This window comes from Flavobacterium cerinum (genome assembly GCF_024496085.1).
Classification (GTDB): Bacteria; Bacteroidota; Bacteroidia; order Flavobacteriales; family Flavobacteriaceae; genus Flavobacterium; species Flavobacterium cerinum_A.
Genome location: NZ_CP101751.1, coordinates 947128 through 973488, shown reverse-complemented (window position 1 = coordinate 973488; position 26361 = coordinate 947128). Strand labels below are relative to the sequence as shown.

The 26361-nt window shown below is 38.2% G+C and carries 23 protein-coding genes; 9 read left to right on the top strand and 14 right to left on the bottom strand.

Features of this window, described 5'->3' with window-relative positions; translation table 11 throughout:
* Nucleotides 1–9 precede the first annotated feature (9 nt).
* The 5 genes from NOX80_RS04475 (at nucleotide 10) to NOX80_RS04455 (ending at nucleotide 6173) form a co-directional block, all read left to right on the top strand.
* Nucleotides 10–1152 (top strand): alpha/beta hydrolase, encoded by a 1143-nt coding sequence (locus tag NOX80_RS04475; RefSeq protein WP_256552124.1) that lies wholly within the window; start codon nucleotides 10–12, stop codon nucleotides 1150–1152.
* A 26-nt stretch (nucleotides 1153–1178) separates the two neighbouring features.
* Nucleotides 1179–2543: a DNA repair protein RadA gene (gene radA, locus NOX80_RS04470; protein ID WP_256552123.1), complete on the top strand. Its 1365-nt coding sequence runs from the start codon at nucleotides 1179–1181 to the stop codon at nucleotides 2541–2543.
* A 98-nt stretch (nucleotides 2544–2641) separates the two neighbouring features.
* Complete coding sequence (locus NOX80_RS04465) at nucleotides 2642–2884, top strand: hypothetical protein (RefSeq protein WP_256552122.1); 243 nt, start codon at nucleotides 2642–2644, stop codon at nucleotides 2882–2884.
* Nucleotides 2885–3570: 686 nt separating this feature from the next.
* Complete coding sequence (locus NOX80_RS04460; protein ID WP_256552121.1) at nucleotides 3571–4113, top strand: YbhB/YbcL family Raf kinase inhibitor-like protein; 543 nt, start codon at nucleotides 3571–3573, stop codon at nucleotides 4111–4113.
* Between the two features lie 98 nt (nucleotides 4114–4211).
* On the top strand, nucleotides 4212–6173 hold the full coding sequence (locus NOX80_RS04455) for a transglycosylase domain-containing protein (protein WP_256552120.1): 1962 nt from the start codon (nucleotides 4212–4214) through the stop codon (nucleotides 6171–6173).
* Nucleotides 6174–6459: 286 nt separating this feature from the next.
* On the opposite strand, the gene NOX80_RS04450 is transcribed toward NOX80_RS04455, so the two are convergent.
* On the bottom strand, nucleotides 6460–7206 hold the full coding sequence (locus NOX80_RS04450) for a LytR/AlgR family response regulator transcription factor (protein WP_256552119.1): 747 nt from the start codon (nucleotides 7204–7206) through the stop codon (nucleotides 6460–6462).
* 6 nt (nucleotides 7207–7212) lie between these two features.
* Nucleotides 7213–9033 carry a tetratricopeptide repeat-containing sensor histidine kinase gene (locus tag NOX80_RS04445; RefSeq protein WP_256552118.1) on the bottom strand — a complete coding sequence of 607 codons (1821 nt, stop codon included), beginning with the start codon at nucleotides 9031–9033 and terminating at the stop codon, nucleotides 7213–7215.
* A gap of 304 nt (nucleotides 9034–9337) precedes the next feature.
* On the opposite strand from NOX80_RS04445, the gene NOX80_RS04440 reads away from it, so the two are divergent.
* The 3 genes from NOX80_RS04440 to NOX80_RS04430 all read left to right on the top strand — a co-directional run bounded on the left by NOX80_RS04440 (nucleotide 9338) and on the right by NOX80_RS04430 (nucleotide 14081).
* Nucleotides 9338–10630, top strand: coding sequence for a hypothetical protein (locus NOX80_RS04440; RefSeq protein WP_256552117.1), 1293 nt, complete (start codon nucleotides 9338–9340; stop codon nucleotides 10628–10630).
* Nucleotides 10631–10786: 156 nt separating this feature from the next.
* On the top strand, nucleotides 10787–12385 hold the full coding sequence (locus NOX80_RS04435) for a DUF4139 domain-containing protein (protein WP_256552116.1): 1599 nt from the start codon (nucleotides 10787–10789) through the stop codon (nucleotides 12383–12385).
* A 328-nt stretch (nucleotides 12386–12713) separates the two neighbouring features.
* Nucleotides 12714–14081 (top strand): PQQ-dependent sugar dehydrogenase, encoded by a 1368-nt coding sequence (locus tag NOX80_RS04430; protein ID WP_256552115.1) that lies wholly within the window; start codon nucleotides 12714–12716, stop codon nucleotides 14079–14081.
* 5 nt (nucleotides 14082–14086) lie between these two features.
* Here NOX80_RS04430 and NOX80_RS04425 read toward each other — a convergent pair whose 3' ends face one another.
* The 3 genes from NOX80_RS04425 to NOX80_RS04415 all read right to left on the bottom strand — a co-directional run bounded on the left by NOX80_RS04425 (nucleotide 14087) and on the right by NOX80_RS04415 (nucleotide 16968).
* A complete protein-coding gene (locus NOX80_RS04425; RefSeq protein WP_256552114.1) occupies nucleotides 14087–15124 on the bottom strand; it encodes an NADP(H)-dependent aldo-keto reductase in 1038 nt (345 codons plus the stop codon).
* A 93-nt stretch (nucleotides 15125–15217) separates the two neighbouring features.
* Nucleotides 15218–16183, bottom strand: coding sequence for an OmpA family protein (locus NOX80_RS04420; RefSeq protein WP_256552113.1), 966 nt, complete (start codon nucleotides 16181–16183; stop codon nucleotides 15218–15220).
* Between the two features lie 23 nt (nucleotides 16184–16206).
* On the bottom strand, nucleotides 16207–16968 hold the full coding sequence (locus tag NOX80_RS04415) for an exodeoxyribonuclease III (protein ID WP_256552112.1): 762 nt from the start codon (nucleotides 16966–16968) through the stop codon (nucleotides 16207–16209).
* A gap of 194 nt (nucleotides 16969–17162) precedes the next feature.
* On the opposite strand from NOX80_RS04415, the gene NOX80_RS04410 reads away from it, so the two are divergent.
* Complete coding sequence (locus NOX80_RS04410) at nucleotides 17163–18974, top strand: GNAT family N-acyltransferase (protein WP_256552111.1); 1812 nt, start codon at nucleotides 17163–17165, stop codon at nucleotides 18972–18974.
* 46 nt (nucleotides 18975–19020) lie between these two features.
* Here NOX80_RS04410 and NOX80_RS04405 read toward each other — a convergent pair whose 3' ends face one another.
* From NOX80_RS04405 to NOX80_RS04365, 9 genes are all read right to left on the bottom strand, one after another.
* Nucleotides 19021–19392: a DUF2752 domain-containing protein gene (locus NOX80_RS04405; protein WP_256552110.1), complete on the bottom strand. Its 372-nt coding sequence runs from the start codon at nucleotides 19390–19392 to the stop codon at nucleotides 19021–19023.
* A gap of 67 nt (nucleotides 19393–19459) precedes the next feature.
* The gene (locus NOX80_RS04400) at nucleotides 19460–19843 is read right to left on the bottom strand and encodes a DUF4234 domain-containing protein (protein WP_256552109.1); all 384 of its coding nucleotides are present in this window, start codon (nucleotides 19841–19843) and stop codon (nucleotides 19460–19462) included.
* 61 nt (nucleotides 19844–19904) lie between these two features.
* Complete coding sequence (locus NOX80_RS04395; protein WP_256552108.1) at nucleotides 19905–20288, bottom strand: VOC family protein; 384 nt, start codon at nucleotides 20286–20288, stop codon at nucleotides 19905–19907.
* A 21-nt stretch (nucleotides 20289–20309) separates the two neighbouring features.
* The gene (locus NOX80_RS04390) at nucleotides 20310–21266 is read right to left on the bottom strand and encodes a 2-hydroxyacid dehydrogenase (RefSeq protein ID WP_256552107.1); all 957 of its coding nucleotides are present in this window, start codon (nucleotides 21264–21266) and stop codon (nucleotides 20310–20312) included.
* Nucleotides 21263–22042, bottom strand: a complete 780-nt coding sequence (gene proC, locus NOX80_RS04385) for a pyrroline-5-carboxylate reductase (RefSeq protein WP_256552106.1) — start codon at nucleotides 22040–22042, stop codon at nucleotides 21263–21265. The genes NOX80_RS04390 and proC overlap by 4 nt, the downstream gene beginning before the upstream one ends.
* Before the next feature lie 17 nt (nucleotides 22043–22059).
* On the bottom strand, nucleotides 22060–23412 hold the full coding sequence (gene mgtE, locus NOX80_RS04380; protein ID WP_256552105.1) for a magnesium transporter: 1353 nt from the start codon (nucleotides 23410–23412) through the stop codon (nucleotides 22060–22062).
* Nucleotides 23402–24181 (bottom strand): 16S rRNA (adenine(1518)-N(6)/adenine(1519)-N(6))-dimethyltransferase RsmA, encoded by a 780-nt coding sequence (gene rsmA / locus NOX80_RS04375; protein ID WP_256552104.1) that lies wholly within the window; start codon nucleotides 24179–24181, stop codon nucleotides 23402–23404. Before rsmA ends, mgtE begins: the two co-directional genes overlap by 11 nt.
* Before the next feature lie 18 nt (nucleotides 24182–24199).
* Nucleotides 24200–24511 (bottom strand): DUF4286 family protein, encoded by a 312-nt coding sequence (locus NOX80_RS04370; RefSeq protein WP_256552103.1) that lies wholly within the window; start codon nucleotides 24509–24511, stop codon nucleotides 24200–24202.
* 43 nt (nucleotides 24512–24554) lie between these two features.
* Entirely contained in the window at nucleotides 24555–26333 is a 1779-nt protein-coding gene (locus NOX80_RS04365) for a tetratricopeptide repeat protein (RefSeq protein ID WP_256552102.1), read from the bottom strand.
* Between the last annotated feature and the right edge of the window lie 28 nt (nucleotides 26334–26361).

The following is a 26361-nucleotide window of genomic DNA, read 5'->3' as shown; positions in this document are numbered from 1 at the left end:
CTAACAAACATGAAACAAACGCTATTCCTTTTAGTAACATTTTTACTAAACCAATCCCTGTTTTCACAAAAGACTGTAGAAGCCTTCCAATCTGAAAAACTTAAGGAAACCAGGGAAATTACCATTATTACACCGGACGCATACGAGAACAATAAAGACAAAAAGTATCCGTTGCTGGTGGTTCTTGACGGAGAATTTCTGACCAATCCTTTCCATGGGGTTTTATCTTATGGTGCATATTGGGATGACCTTCCTGAGATGATCATTATATCTGTCAATCAGAATAAAAATAACGAAAGAGAGTATGATTGTTCCTATGATGAAGGAGGACTTCCGAATGAAAAAGGAGCTAAGTTTTTCGAATTTATCGGAGCCGAATTACTCCCGTATATCGAAAAAAAATACCGTGTAGCGCCATTCCGAATGATTGCCGGACTAGACACGACTGCCGGATTTTTAAACTTTTTCCTGTATAAAGACAACCCGATTTTTAACGCGTATATTTCTTTAAGTCCCGAATTTGCACCGGAAATGGAGAACAGAATCCCGGAACGACTGGCTGCCATTCAGAAACCGCTATTCTATTATCAGGCTACTTCTGACGGTGATCTGAAAAAGATTCAGGCTAAAATGAAAACGCTGGACGAAAAAGCAAAAGCAATAAGCAATAGCAACCTAAAATACCGATTTGACGAATTCAAAGGTCTTTCGCACTATTCGCTGGTGACTTTTGCCATTCCAAATGCCATGTACCATATTTTTGACGGATATCAGCCGATTTCTACCATTGAATTTCAGGAAAAAATTGCTAAATTACCAACAGGTCATACGCAGTATTTAATTGACAAATACACCAACCTGGAAAAGAAATTAGGTTACAAACCAACCGTTCGTTTAAATGATTTCAAGGCTATTGAAGCAGCCATCCTAAAAAATAAAAACTACGAAGAGCTACTAACGCTTTCGGAAGTTGCCAAAAAGAACTACCCTAAAAGCATGATCAGCGAATACGAAAAAGGGTTATATTATGAAAACACGAATGATTTCAAAAAAGCGCACAAGGCGTATATGAGTGCTTTCAACATGGAACCGATCGGCGACCTAACCAAAGACGGAATGCTGGAAAGAGCCGATGCCGTAAAATCAAGATAATAATTTAAAAAGCGAATACATCCGAAATGGCTATCAAATTAAAAACAACCTTCTTCTGCCAAAGTTGCGGCACACAATATTCCAAATGGCAAGGCCAATGTAACGCCTGCAAAGAATGGAATACAATTGTGGAAGAAATTATTCAGAAAGAAGAAAAGGTTGCCTGGAAAGCCAGTTCTGTTGAGGTTAAAAAAGCCTCCAAGCCTTTAAAAATAAAAGAAATCGATTCGGCTGAAGAAATCCGAATGGACACGACCGACGGTGAACTGAACCGTGTTTTAGGCGGTGGTCTGGTTCCCGGTTCGTTAACTTTACTGGGTGGCGAACCCGGCATCGGAAAAAGTACGCTGTTATTACAAATCTCACTAAAACTTCCTTACAAAACGTTGTATGTTTCCGGTGAGGAAAGTCAGAAGCAGATTAAAATGCGAGCGGAACGGATCACAGCCAACAGCGACAATTGTTACATTCTGACGGAGACCAAAACACAGAATATTTTCAGGCAGATTGAAGTCATCGAACCGGAAATCGTTATCATCGATTCGATACAAACACTGCACACCGATTATATAGAATCATCAGCCGGAAGCATCTCTCAGATACGGGAATGTACAGCCGAGCTGATCAAATATGCAAAAGAAACCAATGTTCCGGTTATCTTAATCGGCCATATTACTAAAGACGGTAATATTGCCGGTCCGAAAATTCTGGAACATATGGTAGATACCGTTTTACAGTTTGAAGGCGACCGGAATCACATTTACCGTATTCTTCGTTCGCTTAAAAACCGTTTCGGATCTACTGCCGAATTAGGTATTTACGAAATGCAAGGCAGCGGATTGCGCGAAGTAGCCAATCCATCGGAAATTCTGATTTCTCATAAAGAAGAAGAATTGTCCGGTACTGCAATTGCAACTACTCTCGAAGGGATGCGTCCGTTAATGATCGAAATTCAAGCTTTGGTCAGTACGGCCGTATATGGAACACCACAAAGAAGCACGACCGGATACAATGCCAAACGACTTAATATGATTTTGGCTGTATTGGAAAAACGTGCCGGTTTCCGCCTGGGTGCTAAAGACGTTTTCCTGAATGTAACCGGCGGTATATCGGTAGATGATCCTGCGATAGACTTAGCTGTTGTGGCAGCCATTCTTTCGTCTAATGAAGATATTCCGGTAGGTAAAGATTATTGTTTTGCCGGAGAAGTCGGTCTTTCCGGAGAAATTCGCCCGGTAAATCGCGTTGAACAGCGAATACAAGAAGCTGAAAAATTAGGCTTCGGAACTATATTCATCTCTAAATACAATAAAGTAGCACTAAAAAACACTCAGATTCATATTAAAATGGTATCCAAAATAGAAGATGTGGTTAGTGAGCTTTTTGGATAAAATAACTGCAAAGACAAAAAATATATGTTAAAGACATTTGTAATCTAACAGATAAATTTTATTTTTGAAAGTATCTTAAAACTAAAAATCAGAAAGTTATGAAAAAAATAAACTTTTTTAGAAATGGTTTACAAAGAACGATAACAATATTGTTTTCAGGAATGAAATCTGATTCTCCTCATGAGAACTCTCTGATCAATGAAGACATCTTAGAAATAATCAATAATCCCAGTGATAAAAAGAAACTCGATGACGCTGTTGATTATTTACTGAATCACAAAAATGACAAAGAAAAAAACGTTGAGTTATCAAATAAAACAATCACCATTTCACTAGGCTAATCCATTGGAAAATATAGCATTAAATACAATATTCTATATTTCAATTTTTATATTTCCTGGACTTTTGTTCAGGAAATTTTATTTTGGGGGCGATTTCACAAAACAATTCAACCAGGGAAACCTAATGGAGCGTTTTTTATGGACACTTTTTTTTAGTATCGGCATTATAACATTCTGCATATTAAATCTTATACTTTTAGAAAATTATTCCATTCTTAGAATTCAGGAATATGTATCATATGAAAATATAAAGTGCCTATTTGAAACACTTTCTGCAAATCAATTACCTGAAAAAAAAGACATTAATGACTATACCAATATCATTTATCTTATCTCTCTATTATATCTCATATCCGGTGTTCTAGGCTTTTTTTCTTACAAGGTTATTCGCACAACGAATTTTGACAGTAGCATTCCTCTTTTTAAGTTTAAGAATTACTGGCACTATATCATTAAATCTAAAAAAATATATGGAACCAAAAATTCTAAAAATAAATACCTCTATACCAACGCCGATGTTCTAATTGAAGCAAACGGAAAAACAGAGCTTTATAGTGGCTATGTCCACAACTATTTTACGGACTCGGTTACCAATAAATTAGACTGTATCATATTAAAAAATGCTTACAAGTTTATTTCTGTTGAAAATAACAGAATCCAAGACATTGAACAGTCTATAGAAAACAATGAAAACACTTTATGTCATCGTTGTCGGCTTATTCTTATCGCTGACTACAAAAGCCCAGACGTTCACCCTTAAAAGTTCCGATTTACAAGGACAGGCTACTCACAAACAGGTTTATAACGGATTCGGATGTACCGGTTCTAATATTTCACCGCAACTTTCATGGGAAAATGCACCACAGGGAACCAAAAGTTTCGCCATAGTTATGTATGATCCGGATGCGCCAACCGGAAGAGGATGGATTCATTGGACTGTATTTGATATTCCCGCCGGCACAAAAGAGTTGAAATCCGGTTCCGGAGATACTTCGAAAACAACATTACCTAAAGAAATTATCCAGGGTATCGCCGATTACGGAACCTACGGATATGGAGGCCCGTGTCCGCCGGAAGGAGACAAGCCGCATAAATATGAAATAACCGTTTTTGCTTTAAAAACAGAAAAACTGGGCTTGGATAAAAATGCAAATCCATCGCTTGTCGGTTTTTATATAAATGCCAATATGCTGGCAAAGGCAACACTAACCGCCTACTATCAGCGTTAACAGAAAAGGCATTAACTGTTAAAAGCCCGTTATATTAACACATTCATCTGCTGTTTTTTCAGGGATAATACCCTATTTTTGTAGAAAACAGAACAACAATGAGAACAAGAAAGCAAAAAATCATACGCTTTTTACTAGCGATCTGTATTCTTTTTGCCCTTGCCTTTACCGGACTTTTTATTTTTCGGGATTCGTTACTTCAAAAAGCGATTACCAAAGCAGAAAACCGGCTTGCTACCGATTATAACTGTACGCTTACCATAAAAGACGCTCAATTTGACGGCCTGAATGGCGTAACACTACATCATATTGTTTTAGTTCCCAATCAGGCCGACACTTTGGTCGCTGTCGAAAAAGTAAAAACGTCTGTTGACCTTTTTCAATTGTTTACCGGTGACATCCAGCTTAAGGAACTGGAAATGAAAAACGGATTCGTTCAGTTAGTAAAAAACAAAAACGGCCGTAATTTTGATGCTTTCTTAAAAAAAGAAAAGGAAAACAATAATGAAAGCGAGAAAAGAAACTACGCTAAACTTGCGTATCGTTTGCTGACAAAAGCGCTAAATCTGGTACCAACCAATATGACATTACATAACTTATCGCTCCGAATGGACGATATGGGACGTAAAGTTACCATGCATCTGAACGATCTGAATCTTGAAGGCCGTCAGCTACAAACAACTATCAACGTTCAGACAAATACGTTCAATCAAAACTGGAAAATCCGCGGAATGGCTGATCCCCGTAACAAAACAGCCGATCTTCGTTTCTTCAACAGTGATACTTCCAAAATTAAAGTACCTTATATCGACGAACGTTTCAATCTTTTATCCAGTTTTGACAGTATCCACGTTAACGTTTCCAGGATAAAGATGGAAGGCAATGAACTCCATGTTGACGGTTATACCTCTATTACCAACTTCACCATCAATCATCCCCGAATTGCTAAAAAAGACGTCATCATTGAAAAGGCTCGTTTTGACTATCGTTTCCTTTTCGGAGAACATTTTGTAGCGATCGACAGTAGTTCAAAAGCACAGCTCAATGCCATTAAAGTGCGTCCTTTTGCGGAATACAAAACCGAGAAAGACACGCTATATACCTTACGTCTGGAGATTCCGAAAATGAAAGCTCAGGATTTTATTACGTCACTACCAAAAGGACTTTTTACTCATTTTGAAGGTATGCAGGCTGAAGGTGACTTTGATTATAAACTCAATTTTCAGTTCAACAAAAACAACCCGAATGCGCTCGTTTTTGACAGTAAACTTCAGAAAGACGGCCTAAAAATCATTAAATACGGAGAAGCCGATCTGGACAAGCTGAATACAACATTTACTTACCGCGCAATAGAAAACGGTATTCCGCAACGTCCGATAGTCGTAGGACCATCCAATCCGAACTTTACGCCGTTGGATCAGATATCACCTTATTTACAAAAAAGCGTATTAACCTCAGAAGATCCGTCCTTTATGTCGCATCGCGGTTTTATAAACGAGGCATTTAAGCAATCTATTGTAAAAAATATCCGAACCCGGAAATTTGCACGCGGAGCCAGTACAATCAGTATGCAATTGGTTAAAAATGTATTTCTGACCCGTGAAAAGACTTTATCCCGAAAACTTGAGGAAATCCTGTTGGTTTACATACTCGAAAACAATCGTATCACCAGTAAGCAACGTATGTTGGAAGTTTATTTCAATGTGATTGAATGGGGACCGAATATCTACGGAATCGGAGAAGCGGCTCAGTTCTATTTTCAGAAAAAACCGGCTGATCTTACCTTAAAAGAATGTCTGTTCCTTGCTACTATCGTTCCGAAACCGAAGAAATTCATGTGGCAGTTCGACAATACCGGAAGTCTGAAGGGTTATGCCAATCAGCAACAAGACTTCCTGACGAATCTGATGTTACGTCGTGGTGTTTTGACATCAGAAGACACCATCGGTTATAAACTACCGTTTACAATAACCGGTCGTTCGCGTACTTTCCTAAAACTAAAAACCGTTACGGATAGTATCCCCGTTGATTCATTATTTATAAAAGAAATGGTGTATTAATCATTTTATTCGCTAACATTAGAAGAATGAAAAACTAATATTACATTATTATTGCTTTTATTGATCAACAATAAAGTATAGGGATTTATTATAAAAAAACACTTTTTAATAAATTAAAAATATATAAAAAACACTGATATCTAAGCATTTAACATTAAACTTGTATTGTAATAATGAGACAGGATAAAAATCTAGTCAGCCTTTTAGGTAGGATAAAAATCTGGTCAGTCTCTAACAAAATAAAAGCTCCGTATTACTGCGGAGCTTTCTTTTTATCATCGGTCTACTATTTAAAGTTTTTTAGGAATTCCTCTTTATACGTCGGTGAGATTTCAACCTCAGAACCATCAAAAAGCGTCACGTAACCACCGGCACCTTTGTGATAAGACTTTACAAAATTCACATTAATAATATGGGATTTATGCACCCGGAGAAACGGAAAAGGAAGGATTTCCGTAAAGTGTTTTAAAAATCGACACACCATTTTTTTACTTCCGTCCTGCAAATAAATATCCGTAAAATTACCGTTTCCGCGAAGACGTACAATTTCTTCCATTTTAGCCACTTCAAAGCCTTCCAATGTTGGTAAAATAACCTTTTGTCGCTCCGGATTGGTCTCCCGGAAGTTTTCGACAATAATCCGGTTCCGGTTAAAAATTTCCTGATTAACCAATTGTAACTGTACTTTATTTACTGCCAGAATAAGCTCCTCAATACTAATCGGTTTCAACAGATAGTATGCCGCACTTTGATTTAAGGCCTTTAACGAATATTCCGAAAAAGCCGTTACAAATATGGTTTCAAACTGTAAATCCTTACAAGCTTCCAAAACATCAAAAGCATTTCCAAAAGGCATTTCTACATCCAGAAAAACCAATTGTGGCTGTAATTCATGCAATAACGGAACCGCTTCTTTGATATGTTGTGCTTCGCCGATTACCTCAACTTGCGGACAATATTTAGACAAATAGGCCTTAAGCACTTCTCTGGCGGCCAATTCATCTTCTACAATAACACTTCTAATTTTTTGCATGGCTTTTTATTTTTCAATCAACGGAAAATGAAGCGTAACGATTACGCCGCTATCCGGATTCGCTCTTTCAGCAATATCCAACGTTATTTCTTTTTTATACAATTCGTTCAAAAGACTAATACGCTCTTTTGTATTTGTAAGTCCTCTTGATTGATGTACTTTTTGGTTTTTGGTTTTTAGTTCCTGACTTTTCGTTAATCCGATACCATTATCCCGGATTACAACTACAACATTTCCCTTTGCAAGCGAGAAACTCAACTCCAACAATCCTTTGCCTTCCTTGTATCGGAGTCCGTGCCAGATTGCATTTTCCAGATGAGGTTGGATAATCATATTCGGAATCTGGATTGTTTCCGTGTCCAGTTTTTCATCGACCGTGATCGTATAATCAAACTGATCTTCAAAGCGCATATGCTCTAAATCGAGATATTTTCGCAATTGTTCGATTTCACTTCCCAATGTGATAAAATCCTTATTGGAATTTTCCATCATGTTCCGCATCAACTTCGAATATGAAGTCAGGTATTTGTTGGCTTCCAATTCCCTATTCTGCGAGATAAACTGATTGACACTGTTTAGGCTGTTAAAAATAAAATGCGGATTCATTTCCCGACGTAACGACTGAAGGGCTATTTCTTTATTTTTCGTTTTAATCGAATACAATGCTTTTACAATTAATCCAAACAATAATAGCAACAGCATCATTGAACCGATCAGAAAATAATTAAACGTATTTTTCTTTGCGATCAGTTCGTCTTTCAGCACCTTTTCTTTCTCCAGTTGGCGGATTTTTTCTTCCGTTACCAGGAAAGCCGCTTTATCCGTTTGCGCACTATCCTTTCGAAGCAGTTCTTCAAAGTTTTTAAAAAACTGCTCATAGATATGGGTACTTTCCTTATAGTTACCGGTTTCCCGATAATAATCCAGTAATTTCTCCATACTTTTTTTCACTTCGGCGGCTTTCCCTTTTTCGGTCGCGAGTGCATACGCTTCTTTCAGCAAATGCTCCGCTTTTTTCGGTTCCTTCTTTTTAAAATAGACTGTCGCCAGCGATTGTAATTGTACGATTTCAGTATCAAAATCTTTTTGAGTTCTGGCTTCCGCCAGTAATTTTTCGGAAATCGCAATCGCTTCTTCAAATTGATTATCGGCCGTATATACTTTGGCTAACTCCGCTTTAAGTTTGATCACCTCTTCCGGTTTATCTTTCACATAAGAAATAGCCTGATTATAGTTTTCAATTGCAACGGTTTTATCTTTTTGCTGTAAGCTCATTTCTGCTTTCTGCACATAAGCATCTGCTATTTCTTCGTTCCTCTTTTCTTTTTCAAGCTGTTGAATACTCGGACTCGGAACCGTATTATACTGTACTGCCTGAGACTCTGCATTTTGTTTGAATTTAGCATCTGCATCATACGCCGGTTCGACATTTTTATTCAGCATTTTTTTACTGACCACTGTATTACTGCTAAGTGCGGATCGATTCTTTCTTTGATTTTCCTGTACTCTTGCCAGACTTCGGCTAATCCGTGCAATATCCTCTTTCTTTTTTAGCTTCGTAAAACTTTCCAGTGCTTTTTTCAGGTATTCTTCAGCCTTAACCAAATCATCCGCTTCAATAAACTCTTGCGCCAGTTTCTCATAACTTCCCGCTATTTTAATTTCATCATTAGCTTCTAATGATTTAGCCAGTTCCTCTGCCGCTTTATTTAAATTGACATTGGCACTTTTATCATTGCTTTCCTTCTGAACCGACTGTGCTGTGACCTGTTGTGAAAACAAAAGCAGGATCCCCAACACGATCAAAATACACTTTATGTTTCGCATCTTTTTAATTATTATCAGTGTGTAAAGTACGCTAAATCCGGAATCCTTTCCTATATCATTCACCAAGTCAGATATACGGTTCACCCTTTCTTCAAAAATACGCTTTTTCAACTAATGCTTTTTCTTCAAAGCGTATGTATCGCTTGTATGTGATCTTATTTTCTTTATTCAATAGCAGAACAGGTTACACAAAACAGGTTTTCCGTTACCCTTTCACCAAGTTAAAAACTGCTTTCACCCATTCTGCTAAATGTGTATTTCTGATGCCCGTACTTTTGAATTGTAATCTTTAAAACCGAAAATCATGAAAACCGAAAATCTTTTAATCGCTTTAACGACTTCGGTACTGTTGACCGGAGTGGTTATTAAGACTTCCAATTCGGCCAACTCCGAGACTGCTGTAGTTTACAAACAAAAAAACAGCAAGGAACAACCTTGCGTCTTTATGTCGGTTATGGGTGAACAACCTGTTGCACAATATGCGTCCTATAAAAACGATGCTACTGTTAAAAACGGAATTCAGAGTGGCGAAAAATGGTTGGTCACAGCACAAAATAATGATGGCGGATGGGGAGCCGGCTCGCATAGTAATCAAGGAGAAATGAATCCGCATGCTGTAAAATCGGATCCGGCGACAACTGCAATGGCAGCAATGGCACTCTATCGAATGGGTAATACAACCACTAAAGGTCCGTATAAAAAACAACTTTCGGCAGCTTTAGACTATTTGCTACAACAAGTCGAATCCAATAAAAACAATGAATATATCACTCAGGTCCGCGGCACACAAATTCAACGAAAATTAGGCGAAAACATCGATGCGGCACTGACATTACAATTTCTGAATCAGGTCGCTGAAAAGAACCCGTCACAACGTATCGAAAAAGCCATTCAGATTTGTGTGGATAAAATCGAAAAATCATATGATAATAACGGAAAAGTAAACGGAGCCGGTTGGGCCGGAGTATTACAATCTTCTTTTGCCAGTTCCGGTTTGGAACAAGCCAAGAAAAATAAAAACATCATCGTAAATGAAGAAAAGATAACCGCTGCCCGCAATTATCAGAAAGGAAATTATAATGCCGAAAGTAATACCGCCAAAACAGAAGACGGTGCCGGAATCATGCTGTATGCAATTAGTAGTTCCGTTCGCGGCAGTGCTTCGGAAGCGAAAGAAGCAGAAGAACTATTAGCCAAGGCCAAAGCAGAAGGTAAAATCAGTAAAACAGCTGAACTCAATCGCGATAACCTACAGAAAATAGGCGTTTCAAAAGACAAAGCAGCTTCTTACGATGTTGCAGCTAAAGTATACAAAGCCGCAAAAGTTCAGGCAATGGACAACACAATAATGAACGGTTACGGTAACAACGGCGGAGAAGAATTTATGAGTTTCCTTCAAACCGGAGAATCCATGTTGGTAAAAAAGGATAACGACTGGAAAAACTGGTATGACAACGTTAGCGGAAAGCTGATTAAAATTCAAAACAATAACGGCAGCTGGAACGGTCATCACTGTATTACAAGTCCGGTATTTTGCACCGCTACCTGTTTATTGATTCTGACTATAGAAAATGATATTCAATCTTTACAAAAATAACATCATGACAACATCTCTTATTCTTGCCCTTTTTTATATCGGTATTGTTGTATTTGCCAATGCTATCGGCACCAAAAACAGCTAATTCGGAAAACATAAAACTATTTAATGACAATCCGATCCCATTCTAATTTATAAAACACTATATACAAAAAAATGAAAAAGTTTATCACTGTATTACTTCTGATTTTCAGCAGTTTTGCATTTGCCCAAAAACCTGTTTTTACAACAGCCAAAGTAAATGCTGTTACTGTTTATTTTAACGCTGCGGAAATTTCTCAGACGGCCAACCTTAGCCTTCCGGCGGGAACACATGAAATTGTAATTAAAAATATCGCCAACTACCTGAACGAAAATACGGTTCAGATTGGTGCTCCGTCCAGTATTACGGTACTATCTTCTCAATTTACCAATGATTATATCAGTGAATACGATATTGATGAAGGTTCACCGGCAATTAAAAAGGTACGGGACAGTATTACAATTGTTCAAAAAGAGTTGAATCAATTAAACAACACCCGAAGTGCTGAAATGAAAACCATTGAAATGCTTGATAAAAACCAACAGGTATCCGGTGTTAATTCGGGTTTGAATGTATCGGAACTAATGAAGATGGTCGAATATTATAAAGCTAAGCGTACCGAAATCAGTAATTCAGTAGATGTTTTAAACGAAAAAGAAAGAAAACTGAACGCTCTTTTAACCAAACTGAATTCCAAGTTGGAAATAAACAGTAGTAAAGAAGAAAAAAATGCCACCGGAAAACTGGTATTACAGGTTATGAACCAAACAGCCGGAGCCGTTACACTTGATGTTTCTTATCTGACAAATAATGCACGCTGGTCTCCGTTTTATGATCTTCGTGCTGATAATGTCACTTCTCCGATTAACATGATGTATAAAGCACAAATCGTTCAAAACACCGGAGTAGACTGGAAAAAAGTAAAGTTAACGCTTTCGAGTGGTATCCCAAATCAGAACAATCAGGCTCCGGTTATAAACCCATGGTTTTTAGCTTATCAACCGGTATACGCAGCTGTTCCGCAGGCAAACTATGACCGTGCAGAAACAGTAAAAATCAGAAATAAATCTTCTCTGGCAAAAGAAAGCAGTTCTATTTCCAATTATACGACAATCAATGAAAATCAGTTAAATATTTCATTTGATATTGATATTCCGTATGATATTTTATCAAACGGCAAAGTACACAGCGTTTCATTAAAGGAAATCAAATTACCGGCCACCTATAAATATTATGCGGCTCCGAAACTGGATAAAGAATCATTCTTACTGGCCGAAATCAGCGATTACAGCAAATACAATTTGTTAAGAGGAGAAGCCAATATTATTTTTGAAGGCATGTATGTCGGTAAAACAATAATCAATCCGGGTCAGACATCCGATACGTTAAACCTCAGCATGGGACGCGACAAGAAAGTTGTTATCACACGGGAAAAAATTGCTGACAAATCCGGAACTAAATTTTTATCCGCTAAAAAAGAGCAAACCTTCACCTACGATATCACCATTCGTAATAACAAAAAAGAAGCTATTGCTTTGAAGCTGGAAGATCAATATCCGTTGAGTACAGACAAGGACATCGAAATTGAGTTGAAACAAAAGGATGGTGCTAAAGTAAATTCCGAAAAAGGATTATTAAGCTGGGAACTCAATTTAAAACCAAATGAAACTAAAAAGATACGCATCAGTTATACCGTTAAATACCCTAAAGATAAGATAATCGAAAATCTTTAGAAAAAAGGGCCACTTCATGAGAGTGGCCCTTTACATTTGAAAGCAGAAACTTTCAAAACATGAAAATACTATTTATATACTTAAGCAACCTTTAGTACTCCTATTACACTTACTCTTATATTTTCAGAAATCACCACAAGCCATATTTTAAATTAAAATACATAAAACAATCTCTTTGGGTTGGTAAAGATAAGACCTTATCATTTCTACAGCTTACGACTACTTTACCTGTCCTCCAGATGTCGCATATTGCACTAAAAATTAAACGATTAGATATGATATAAATATTTTTTTACTATTTTTACTACAAACCAACACTAACTACCCCATGAAAAAAATACTACTTAGTCTGGCATTACTTGCAAACTGTATTGCTTTTTCTCAGACGATTAATCTCGAAAGTTTTGCAACGGGTTTTTCCAGCCCGGTTGAAATAGCCCATTCCGGAGATTCCCGACTTTTTGTTGTAGAACGCGGCGGGAGTATTAAAATTCTCAACTCCAACGGAACGACTAACCCTACTCCTTTTCTGTCCATAAGCAGTTTGATAAGCTCCGGCGGAGAACGTGGCTTATTAGGTCTGGCATTTCATCCCAATTATAGCACTAACGGCTATTTTTATGTCAATTACACCAATACAGCGGGAAATACCGTTATTGCCCGTTATACTGTAAGCGGAAGCGATCCGAATGTAGCCAATACCGGAAGCGCCACTATTTTACTTACAATTACACAACCCTTTTCCAATCATAACGGCGGTTCGATAAAATTCGGTCCCGATGGTTATTTGTATATCGGTATGGGTGATGGCGGAAGCGGTGGTGATCCCGGAAACCGGGCACAAAACATTAATGAGTTGCTTGGAAAAATGCTTCGTATTGATGTTAACACCGGATCTCCTTATAGTAGCCCGGCCAATAATCCCTATGTTGGTATAGCCGGTGCCGATGAAATATGGGCCATCGGATTACGAAACCCATGGAAGTTTTCTTTTAACCGAAATAACGGTGATTTGTGGATCGCTGATGTCGGACAAAATGCTTACGAAGAGATTAACAAAGTAGCTTCTACTCAAGCCGGACTGAATTACGGTTGGCGTTGTTATGAAGGAAATGATGTTTACAATTCAACCGGATGTGCTGCGCAATCAACAATGACATTCCCGATCGCAGTTACATCACATAATTCCGGGAATTGTTCCATAACCGGCGGTTATGTTTATACCGGAACTATTTATCCGAATTTTCAAAATAAATATTTTTTCACGGATTACTGTTCTCCCAGAATCGGGATGGCTGACAACTCCGGCAATATAACCTATTCCAATCCGTTTAACGGAAACAGTTTTGTAACTTTCGGTGAAGATATGGCCGGTGAATTATACGTTGCCGCTATCAACAACGGAACGATTTATAAGATAAAAGATGCTTCATTAGGCACAGCCGATTTTAATAAAAATGATTTCACCATCTATCCTAACCCGGCCAAAACAGAGATCAACATTAAATCCAACGGTAATACATATCCGGAAGAAATTGTTATTTTCGACACAAACGGAAAACAGGTACACCATCAAAAAACAAAAAACCCGGAGCTAATTAACGTTAAAACGTCACATTTAGCCACAGGTTTATATATCATTCATATTACCGACAATACCGGCAATACTGCCACACGTAAATTGTCGATCGAGTAATTCTGTTACGGTGCCGGATTTGGAATACGCTCCTGGATACGATTAATTTCCCGGATCATATCATCCGTTAATACAACAGTATGCGTTTTGATATTTTCTTCCAGCTGTTCCAAATTCGTTGCTCCGATAATCGTTGCCGTTACAAAAGCCTGATGTTGTACAAAAGCCAATGCCATTTCAGTTAAAGTCAGCCCAAACGAAGCAGCCACTTCCTGATAGCCTTTTACAGCCTTTTGCGATTGCTCACTTGAATAACGTGAAAAACGCGGAAACAAATTAATTCTGGCATTCGGAAGCGCTTCACCGGTAAGGAATTTTCCGGTTAGTGTTCCGAAACCTAACGGAGAATAGGCCAGCAAGCCAACTTTTTCCCGGTAACAGGTTTCTGACAAACCAACTTCAAAGGTTCTGTTTAACAAGGAATACGGATTCTGAATCGTGGCAATTCGCGGTAAATCATGCTTTTTACTTTCTTCCAGAAAACGCATCACACCCCACGGTGTTTCATTAGACACTCCGATATGTCGGATTTTACCTTCTTTGATCAAATCTTCAAAGGTTTCCAATACCGTTTTAAAATTATCCTCCCAGGCATCATCTTGTATCGTAAATCCGCGTTGTCCGAACATATTCGATTTTCGTTCCGGCCAATGCATCTGATACAAATCGATATAATCCGTTTGCAATTGTCGTAAGCTCTTTTCTACAGCTTCGCGAATCGTTTTATCCGTATATCGCAAATCCTCCCGCAAATAGTCCATTCCGCGATTAGGGCCGGCTATTTTAGTTGCCACAATCACTTTATCCCGATTTCCTGTTTTATGCAGCCAGTTTCCGATGTAACGTTCCGTTCTTCCTGATGTTTCCTCGCGTGCCGCTACCGGATACATCTCAGCCGTATCTAAAAAGTTAATCCCTTTATCCAGTGCAAAGTCTAATTGGGCATGTGCTTCTGCTTCGGTATTTTGCTCTCCGAAAGTCATCGTCCCTAAACATATTGTACTTATTTTAATATCCGTTCCCGGTAATGTTGTATACTTCATTTTTTTCCTTTCCAATTATAAAGGTTCCAAAAATACTAAAAACAAAAGGTCCAGCTATGACTGCTGAACCTTTTCAATGCCTGTATTATTTAATTAGTTGATATCGTTAAGCATTTTTGAAATTTCATCCAGTTTCGGAGTCAGAATAATTTCGATTCTTCTGTTTTTTGCTTTCCCTTCAGCTGTATCATTTGAAGCAATCGGTGCATATTCACCTCTACCGGCAGCGGTCAGATTCTTCTTGTCGATTGCTTTGTTTTCTGCCAGAATGTTCACAATAGCTGTAGCTCTTTTCGTTGATAAATCCCAGTTGTTTTCTACAGCTCCAACAGCACCGGCATATTTATCATTATCCGTGTGTCCTTCGATCAATACTGTAATATCCGGATTATCCCCTAAAACTTTTCCAACAGCCACAACTGCTTTTCTTCCTTCGGTTCCGACAGCCCAACTTCCGGTTCCGAATAACAATTTATTTTCCATAGAAACGTAAACTTTTCCGTTTTTATGTTCCACTGTTAATCCTTTACCTTCAAATGCATTCAAAGCTTTCGACAATGTTTCTTTTAGTCGTTTCATTGAAGCTTCTTTTTCAGCAATCATGTTTTCCAGTTCGTTCACACGGTCAGAACGATCCTTCAAGTCGTTTTTCAACTTTTCCAATCGGTCTTTTTCAGCCGCCAATGCTTTTTCTTTAGCCTCTAACTGCGCCAGCAATTCACGGTTTTTATCCATGTTACTTTTTAACGCATCGTCACTGTTTTTCTCTAAAGCTTTGTAGGACGACTGTAAGGTTTTTAAGCTGTTTTGAGCAGCAGCATAATCCGAAGCCAGTTTATCACGTTCCGCTTTTAACTTATCTAATTGCGATTGTAAATCTTTCGACAATAAATCCAGTTGATTTTTATCTTTAGTCAGCGTAGTATTTTCATCAGACAACTGACGGTTTTCTTTTTTCAGATCGGCATATTTTGTCTCTAAATCAGTGTATAGTTTTTTAGAAACACATGAAGTTGATAAGGCCAAAGCCAACACTCCAATGGACATTTTTTTAATCATTTGCTATATCAGTGTTTTTTTGATTATTCAATTTCAACTAAAATCGGACAGTGATCTGAATGTTTCGCTTCCGGTAAGATCACGGCACGTTTCATTCTGTCGCGTAACGGTTCGCTTACCAGATTATAATCGATTCTCCATCCCTTATTATTGGCTCTGGCATTCGCACGATAACTCCACCAGCTATAATTATGTGGTTCTTTGTTAAAATGGCGGAAACTATCAACAAAACCGCTTTTCATAAATCCGTCCAACCAGGCGCGTTCTTCCGGTAAGAAACCGGATACTTTCGCATTTCGGATCGGATCGTGAATATCAATCGCTTCGTGACAAATATTATAATCGCCGCAGATAATCAGATTTGGAATATCCTTTTTCAGGTTATTAATATAATTCTGAAAATCATCCATATACATAAACTTATGATCCAATCGGTCGATGTTTGTTCCCGATGGCAAATACAGGCTCATTACCGAAAAGTCATCAAAATCCACACGAAGGTTACGTCCTTCTTTATCCATATGCGGAATTCCGGTTCCGAAAACCACATTATTCGGTTTTACTTTCGACAAAATTGCCACTCCGCTATACCCTTTTTTTTCGGCCGGAAACCAGTAATGATACGGATAACCCGCCAATTCGATATCCAGTAGCGGAACCTGCTCTTGTGTTGCTTTTATTTCCTGAAGGCAGATTACATCCGGATCGGCGCTTTTCAACCAATCCAGAAAACCTTTGGTAATTGCCGCCCTAATTCCGTTAACATTATAAGAAATAATTTTCATCGTTTCAGTTCATTTTCCCCAAAAATAGACAAAAAACCTATAGATTTAAAACACTAAATACAGAATTAGAAACAAAACCTTCACAATCAAAAGCCTAAATTCCCGGGTTATTAAAAAAAACGTAATAATAGAGCAAAGCCTTTTTGCGTTTCATGAGAATTCTTATCTTTGTTTTTCGCTCAAAACGAATTTAAATGGGTTTAGTTACCGCTAAAGAAGTTGCGAAAGCAATAAACACTGACAAATACGGTTTTTTAGGAACTTTTTCAGGCTGGTTACTGATGAAGGTGCTGAAGATTTCTACGCTTAATGATATTTATAACCGAAATAAACATCTCAACGATGTCCCTTTTCTAAACGCTATTTTGGATGAATTTCAAATTAAGTTTGAAATCCCGGAAGAAGACTTGAAGCGTTTACCGAAAGACGGGGCTTATATTACCGTTTCCAATCACCCGTTAGGTGGTATAGACGGTATTTTGCTATTGAAATTAATGCTGGAAAAAGAGCCTAATTTTAAAATCATCGCTAATTTCCTATTACACCGCATTGACCCTTTAAAGCCATACGTAATGCCGGTAAATCCTTTTGAAAATCACAAGGATGCCAAATCCAGCGTAGCGGGAATTAAAGAAACATTACGTCACCTGAGCGAAGGAAAACCACTGGGAATATTTCCTGCCGGTGAAGTATCAACTTACAAAGATGACGAACTGGTAGTTGACAAACCCTGGGAAGAAGGCGCCATAAAGCTGATTAAAAAAGCACAGGTTCCGGTTGTTCCGATTTATTTCCATGCTAAAAACAGCAGATTATTTTACCTACTGTCTAAAATAAGTCCGACGCTACGTACCGCAAAACTACCTTCTGAGTTACTGACACAGAAAAAGCGCGTTATCAAAGTACGTATCGGGAAACCTATTTCGGTTAACGAACAAAACGAGTACGAATCTATTGATACTTATTCCGAGTTTTTACGCCGTAAAACCTATATGCTGGCGAACTCATTCGAAAGTACCGAAAGCAAATTGTTATCAGCTCCAAGCTTAAAACTTCCGTTACCGAAAAGTAGTCCGAAGCAAATTGCACATCCTGCTAATTACGAAAAGATCTTACAGGAAGTAACCGAATTACGCAAAGGTGATTACCGTTTACTACAAAGCAAAAACTATGAAGTATTTCTGGTAACTGCTGATAAGATTCCGAATGTACTACATGAAATCGGCCGTTTAAGAGAGATTACATTCCGGGAAGTAGGCGAAGGAACAAATGAATCTTTGGATTTAGATCAATACGACAAATATTACCACCATATGTTTCTATGGGATGAGGACAACAAGCAGATTGCAGGTGCTTATCGTATGGGACTGGGTTCGGATATCTATAAAAAATTCGGCATTAACGGGTTTTACCTACACGAGTTGTTCCGTTTCGAACCGGAATTATATGATATGATGTCCAAATCCATTGAAATGGGACGCGCCTTTATCATTAAAGAATACCAGCAAAAACCAATGCCGTTATTCCTGTTATGGAAAGGAATTGTACATACTACATTACGTCATCCGGAACATCGTTATTTAATTGGCGGTGTAAGTATCAGCAATCAGTTTTCTGACTTCTCCAAATCATTGATGATCGAGTTTATGAAGTCGCACTACTACGATCCGTATGTAGCTCAATATATTCACCCTAAAAAAGAATATAAGGTTAAACTGAAAGATGCCGATAAAGATTTTGTATTTAACGAAGCGGAAGCCGATTTGAACAAGTTCGACAAAATCATTGATGAGGTAGAACCGGGAAGTTTGCGTTTACCTGTTTTGATTAAAAAATACATCAAACAAAATGCGAGAGTGGTCGCTTTTAACGTGGATCCGCTTTTTAACAATGCTGTTGACGGTTTAATGTACATTCGCATTGCTGATTTACCGGAAAGCACCGTTAAACCGGTAATGGAAGAATTCCAGGCTGAGCTGGAACGTAAGCTAAACGAAAAAGAATAAGAATAAACAACAAATATCAAAAAGGCCTGAGAGATTCAGGTCTTTTTTATTTCCATATTGATTGTCTCAGGATATCATCGAACGTATGATCCGCAACAAAATAATACAGTCGGATTATATGGTAAACAACCAGGATAACCGCTAAAAAATAAGCTACTTTTTTACTGTAAAAAAGCGTTCGGAAATAGCTTTTACCGGTAAACAATTCAACTGATAAAATAATTATTGCAAGAACACAAAGTACAAAAACAAACGGGCCGAACAAGTGAAAATGCAGGCTCTTCACAATATCGCCTTCATAGATATATACGAGTGACTTTGTAATTCCGCAACCCGGACAAGGGAAACCGGTCAGCATTTTAAACGGACACAATGACTGGGCATTATCCAGATGATTGTGCTCATTTTGAAATGTCAACAAAAAAGGGATTATCAGAGTCAGTAAAGCTCCGATAATCCCATAAATTTTGAGTTGTTTTTTTGTATTAATTGTATAGCTTGTTGATATCACTTTGTACAATCATTGCAGCAACCATAGGGAAGAAAAACCCTAAAATTAATAAAAGAACCGACTGATCTTTGTTTGGCTCTCCGATTCTTTGATATACTTTTGGCAAACCGTCTTTACCGGCAATGTAATAGAAATACAGATTTACAGGCAAACAACATCCTGAAAAAATAGCTACCGGTTGTGAGATAATTTGTCTTTCGGCTACAGCGTTTAAAACATCTGCCACCTTAATATTCCAATAAATAAGATACAATCCACAGGTAATGATTCCAAAAACCAAAACCATGATCGGATCTACTTTAAATACTGGAATCGGAGGGTTATTCCAATTCTCTGATTTAGTGTTTTTTACTTCCATTTTTTATTTTGATAAGATTGATAATGAAGCGAATATACTATATTTTTATATTACTTTAACATTATTTTGGCTCCCAAAGTTCAATTTTATTTCCCTCCGGATCCAGAATCCAACCAAATTTCCCGTAATCATATTCTTCCATTTCCCCTACAACCGTTACTCCTTCTGCTTTTAACAATTCCAATAATTCCACCAGATTTTCCACTCTGAAATTCATCATGAACTGCTTTTCGCTAGGCTCAAAATATTTAGTCGTACTTGCAAACGGCGACCATTGCGTTAAGCCGTCGTTTCCTTCTTCATCCTTCCATGTAAAAGACCAACCGTAGTCTCCTACCGGGATTCCCAATCGTTCGCGATACCATTGTTTTACTTCGTTCGGGTTTTCACATTTAAAGAAAAAGCCACCAATACCTGTAACTCTTTTTGTTTCTTTTTTTTCCATAATTTTTGTTTTGCTAGTTTATTATTCATCTTTGCAGCATTTTATAATCTTATCCACTATAACCTGTGCCAGCTTTTCTTTGCTTTCAACTGTCCATCCGGCAATATGTGGCGTTAGCAATACATTATCCGCCTGAAGCAGATATTGCAGTGCTTCCGGTGTATTATCATCTGTAAATAAATTTTCAAAAGATAGCTTTTCATATTCCAACACATCCAATCCGGCACCCAGAACCTTCCCCTGAATTAATGCAGTCATTAAATCGGCAGTAACCACACTGTTTCCTCTAGCCGTATTAATAAACCAAAACGGTTTCGAAAATGCATTAATAAAATCAATTGTAATCATTTTATCCGTTTCAGGAGTCCAGGGTGTATGTAAACTCAGCACATCGGCTTTTTTCTGCAGTTCCAATAAAGAAACCTGACGCGCATTAGCATCACCTACATGATCCAGGATATCATAACACAAAACTTCCACATCAAAACCTCTTAGTTTTTTTGCAAATGATTTCCCCATGTTTCCGTAACCGATAATTCCCACCGTTTTACCATCAAGCTCCTGTCCGCGATTTGCTTCCCGATTCCAATGTCCGTTGCGCACTTCCCGATCCGCCTTATTAAGCTTGTTCAGAAGCGATAATAGCATCCCAAGCGCATGTTCTCCTACCGCATTCCGGTTTCCTTCCGGAGCAGCGATTAAATGCACGCCTTTTTGCATCGCATAATCACAATCGATACTCTCCAATCCGGCGCCAACACGGGCAATAAACTTTAAATTAGTTGCTTTATCCAAAAAGTGGCTATCAATTTTAAAACGGCTTCGGATCACAATTCCGTGGTATTCGTGAATCTTGGTTTCAACAGCTTCTTTTGATGATTTATAATCTTCATGGTTTTCAAAACCGGCCGCTTCCAGCCTATCCCATAAAACAGGGTGATTACTATCGATATGCAGAATTTTTACCGGTTGTTTCATATTCCTTTAATATTGTTTAAAGATGTTTTAATCCCTTTGATTAGTGAAGAACTAAATCCTTGATGTTCCATTTCGTTTAGACCGGCAATCGTACATCCTTTTGGTGTTGTAACCCGATCTATTAGCTGTTCCGGATGTACTTTTTCCCGCAGCGCCATTTCAGCAGCACCTTTAACTGTTTGTGAAGCTATAGCCAAAGCCGTCTGTGCATCAAAACCGATTTCAATTCCGGCCTGCATGGCTGCCCGGATATACCGCAATGCATAAGCCGTACCACAAGCTCCAAGTACTGTAGCCGCATCCATCATTTTCTCATCGATAACAACCACTGAACCCAGTTTTTCCAGTATCGATAAAAATGGTTGCACCACAGCCTGATCATTATCTTTAACCGTCACACAAGTTGCAGACGATCCGAATTGGATGGCAATATTCGGCATAATACGAATAGCTGTTGTCGTTACTTCCAATTGCTCCTGAAGCATTTCCATAGAAAATCCGCTAACAGCAGAAGCTACGATTTTATGTTGTAAATAGGGTTTTATATCCGAAATAATAGCCGCTACCTGATAGGGTTTTACTGTAAGTATTACCACATCGGCAGTTTGCACCGCATGCCTATTATCAGAAGACAATGAAATGCCATCGGCTTCCAAAAAACGAATTGTTTCCAGATTTCTTCTGGTAACCGCAATTTCATTCCCCGATGTAAACCGGGCAATACCTATAGCGATGGCGGCACCTAAATTACCACCACCAATAACTACAATTTTCATAAGAACCGTTTATATGATTAAAATCCTAAGATCATTTTGGCTATGGAAAAGTAAATCAAGATCCCGCAGATATCATTACTGGTTGTAATAAAAGGCCCGGTGGCCAAGGCGGGGTCAATCCCATATTTGTTTAACGTCATGGGGATAAAAGTTCCCAGGACAGAAGCCGTTACTATAACGGAAAGAAGGGCTACGGTAACTGTGATTCCCAACATAAAATTTACATTCAGAAGAAAATGACTTCCTATTAAAAGGATAACACCTAAAATCAGTCCGTTTAACAAACTTAGTGTAACCTCTTTTAATAAGCGATTCCATAGTGAACCACTAAGTGTATTATTTGCCAAACCCTGAACGATAATTGCAGAAGATTGTACACCTACATTTCCGGCCATTGCCGCAATTAGCGGTGTAAAGAAGAATAATTCCGGATGATTTTCCATTGCGCCGTCAAAAAGACCCAACACCCGCACACTGATAAAACCGCCCAGCAATGCCAATACTAACCATGGCAAACGTGCACGCGTTAATTCCAGAATACTGTCATCCGCTTCTACGTCTTGCGAGATACCGGCCGCCAACTGGTAATCCTTATCGGCTTCTTCCTTGATTACGTCTACGATATCATCAATGGTAATACGACCAACCAATCGGCCCAATTCATCAACAACCGGAATAGCTTCCAAGTCATATTTCTGCATGATTCGGGCAACTTCCACATCTTTAGTATCCACCTTTACATAGTCTACTTTTTTAATATAAACTTCACTGATTGGTGTTTTGGTTGAAGTGGTCAATAAATCTTTTAGGGATAAGCGGCCTTTTAATCGGCCTTCATCATCCACTACATATATAGAATGCACACGGGATACATTTTCGGCCTGTTGTCGCATTTCTTTAACACAGGTAAGAACATTCCAGTTTTCGTTTACTTTTACAAGCTCTTTCCCCATCAATCCCCCGGCCGTATCTTCGTCGTAACGCAACAGGTCCACAATGTCCTTCGCGTGTTCGACGTCTTCAAGTTCGGAGATTACCTCTTCTTTTTTCGATTGTGGTAATTCTGCGATAATATCGGCGGCATCATCCGTATTCAGCTCATCCAGCTCTTCGGCGATTTCTTTTGCAGAAAGGTTACTTAAAATCTTTTCGCGGACTTCTTCATCCAGTTCCAGAAGGATTTCCGCGGTTTTTTCACTGTCTAGTAATTTAAAAATATAGCTTGCCTCATAATCATCGAGTTCTTCCATGATTTCGGCAATATCAGCATAGTGAATCTCGTGGAGTAAACCTTCCAGTTCATTCCCTTTGTTTTCACTGATTAGTTGCTCAATCTGAGCAATAAAGTCTCTGCTGATTTTAAACTCCATCGGCGGCTATTTTTTGAGTGAGTTCGATAAACTGTTCCACGGACAATTGTTCCGGACGAAGGCCAAAGATACTATCTTCTCTTAAATTATCCGACAACTGGAACGTTTTTAAACTATTTCTTAAAGTTTTTCTACGCTGATTAAAAGCCGTTTTTACTACGTTGAAAAACAGCTTCTCTTCGCATGGCAGCTTATAATTTTCTTTTCTGCGCATACGCATTACCCCGGATTTCACTTTCGGCGGCGGCGTAAATACATTTTCCGAAACCGTAAACAGGTATTCCGTATCATAAAACGCCTGAACCAAAACCGACAGAATTCCGTAGGCTTTACTTCCTTTTTTCTCGCAAATACGTTCGGCTACTTCTTTTTGAAACATCCCGGAAAACTCCGGAATCCGATCTCTCATTTCCAGTACGCGAAAAACGATTTGGGAAGATATATTGTATGGAAAATTCCCGATAATCGCCAACGGATCTTCACCAAAAGTTTCCGAAAGGTTATACCTTAAAAAATCTTTTGAAATGATACGGTTTGACAATTTCAGATAGTGTGTCTGTAGATATTCTACCGATTCGGTATCGATCTCAATCACATATGTCTCAATGGGTTTTTCCAAAAGATATTTGGTAAGCACTCCCATACCCGGACCGATTTCCAATACTTTTTTATAGCCGTCCAGTGTTAACGTATCGGCAATTTTTTTGGCGATATTTTCATCATTCAGGAAATGTTGTCCCAAATGTTTTTTAGCTCTTACCTTATCCATGTTTACTTTTTAAAAGTATTAATGATCACTGATCAATTCTAACTCCGTACGGAAAGCCAGCATTTTATCTCCGAAAAGGGCAAATCCTTCCGCTCTTAGCCGTGGTGCGTCCTCATCATAATAGCGTTGCAACATTTCTTTACTCTCGGTTGTATATTGAATGGAATAGGTCACCCCTCCCATTTCTTCTTCGATCAAAACCCGAACCATTCGTGCAGCCGTAAATTTACCTGTAGCCAATACATCAGCTATATGTTTTTCCTGCATCCATTTCATCCATTCATCATGTACACTCTCGTGTATATTGATCGTTACATTGTAAATAATCATGTTATAAAATCTTTTGTTTATTTTTCGGACAACTTGTATTCCCTTACAGGTTATTGTCTCCTCTTAATTTTCTGTAGTTATTACGGGCATCTACATAGTAAATACTATCCTGATGATTAAAAATGACTTTCTCGTAAAGTGCTTTTGCTTTTTCCGGATCCGGGATATCCTTTCTGTAAATCTCGGCTGAGAAGAACAAAGCCTCATCGACATAAATCCCTTCCGCGTGTTTGTCTATAATTTCCTGATATACTTTTACCGCTTCCGCATATTCTTTTTTCTCTTCCAGAATCCGACCTATTTTCAATAAGGTTTCATCTTCTACACTTTGCCCTTTATGTTCTTTTAAAAGTGTCCTGAATCCGTTTAAAGCTTCATCCGTTTTATTCTGATACAACAGAAAATCAGCTTTTGCAAATTTCTTTAAAGCCACTCGTGTACTGTCTTGTGTTGTATGATCGTTAATCAACAGAAACAATTCCAACGCATCATTTGCAATTAACTGAGATGATGACGACTTAAGCACTTTAAATTGTTGTTGCGCCCAGTCAAAATCACCTTTAAAATAACTGGCTTTTGCCATTTTAAAACTCGCTTCATGTCCGATTTCATCATTTTTCAGATCATCTTCAATTTGCGCATAATAGATAATGGCCTGATTAAATTTTTCATCCAATAACAACACATCGGCCAACTCCATTTTTACTTCTGCTTTTTGATAACTATTGAGCGGTAGTTCCAATGATTTGGTTAGCGTTTGCCGGGCTGCTTCAAACTGTTTCAGATAAAAAGCATCAAAGTGGGCTTTTAAAATCTGTAAACGGAGCGAATAGGGTGAAACGCCGTATTGTTTTAATAATAGATTCAGCTTTTCCTGTATAACCGGATACTCTTTTGGCGTTGCTTTATCAACATCCATTATAGCCAGCTGATAATGCGCTTCCATCTGAAGATCCAGATCCTGTGTATTCAGCAATATAAAATCCAGGATTTCTTTTGCCGTTTCATTTTCCTGTTCCTGTACCGCCAATCGGGCCAGATTAATGATATTATAAAAATTATCCGGATTCCTTTTAAAAATGGCTTTTTCCTGAATAAAGGCTTTTCCGTATTCTTTTTGCTGTACAAAAAACCAGCTTAAGAACTGATTCCAGAAAATATCCTGTGTTTTTTGAGTACGGATCAACAGCGCTTTTCTAAGATTGGCATTAAAGGTTTCCTGAGTATCTTCCATCATAAATCGCGCCAATTGGTTTTGCACCAATGCCAGATTTTGCGGATTGCGATAAGCATAGTCCAACAGCTTATCAACCATCAGTTCCAAATTCCCTAATTGTCCCTGAAGTAAAGCAATCTGATAATCGAAATTAAAATTCGGATTCCCCGCGATTCCTATTTCATATGCTTTTAAGGCTTGTTCCAACAACACTTTTTGTTCAAAAAGACTGGCTACTCCGTAAACATTATTCGGATTTTCTTTGATAAAGTCCAATGCTTTTTGGTAGCATTTACCGGCTTTATCCATATCCTTTTGCAGTTGATAATTGTAACCCAACTCCACATACAGGTTATTTTGCTTAAAGCGGTCGATTCTGTTTCGGATTGCTTCTTCAGCTTTAGCATACTGCTTTAACTGCTGATAACAAGCTATCTGTTTCTGAAAATACTGATAGTTATTAGGTTGTGTTTTAAGCAGCTCATCGTAGATCACCATGGCTTTTTCAAATTCTCCCCGATCGAAATAATTTTGTGCCAGCTGATCGTTTTGCGCGAAAACAAACACCGAGCACAATAGAGCGATAAAAGAGAAAACGTTTTTCATGATGTGATGATCCTAAAAAAACAATGTA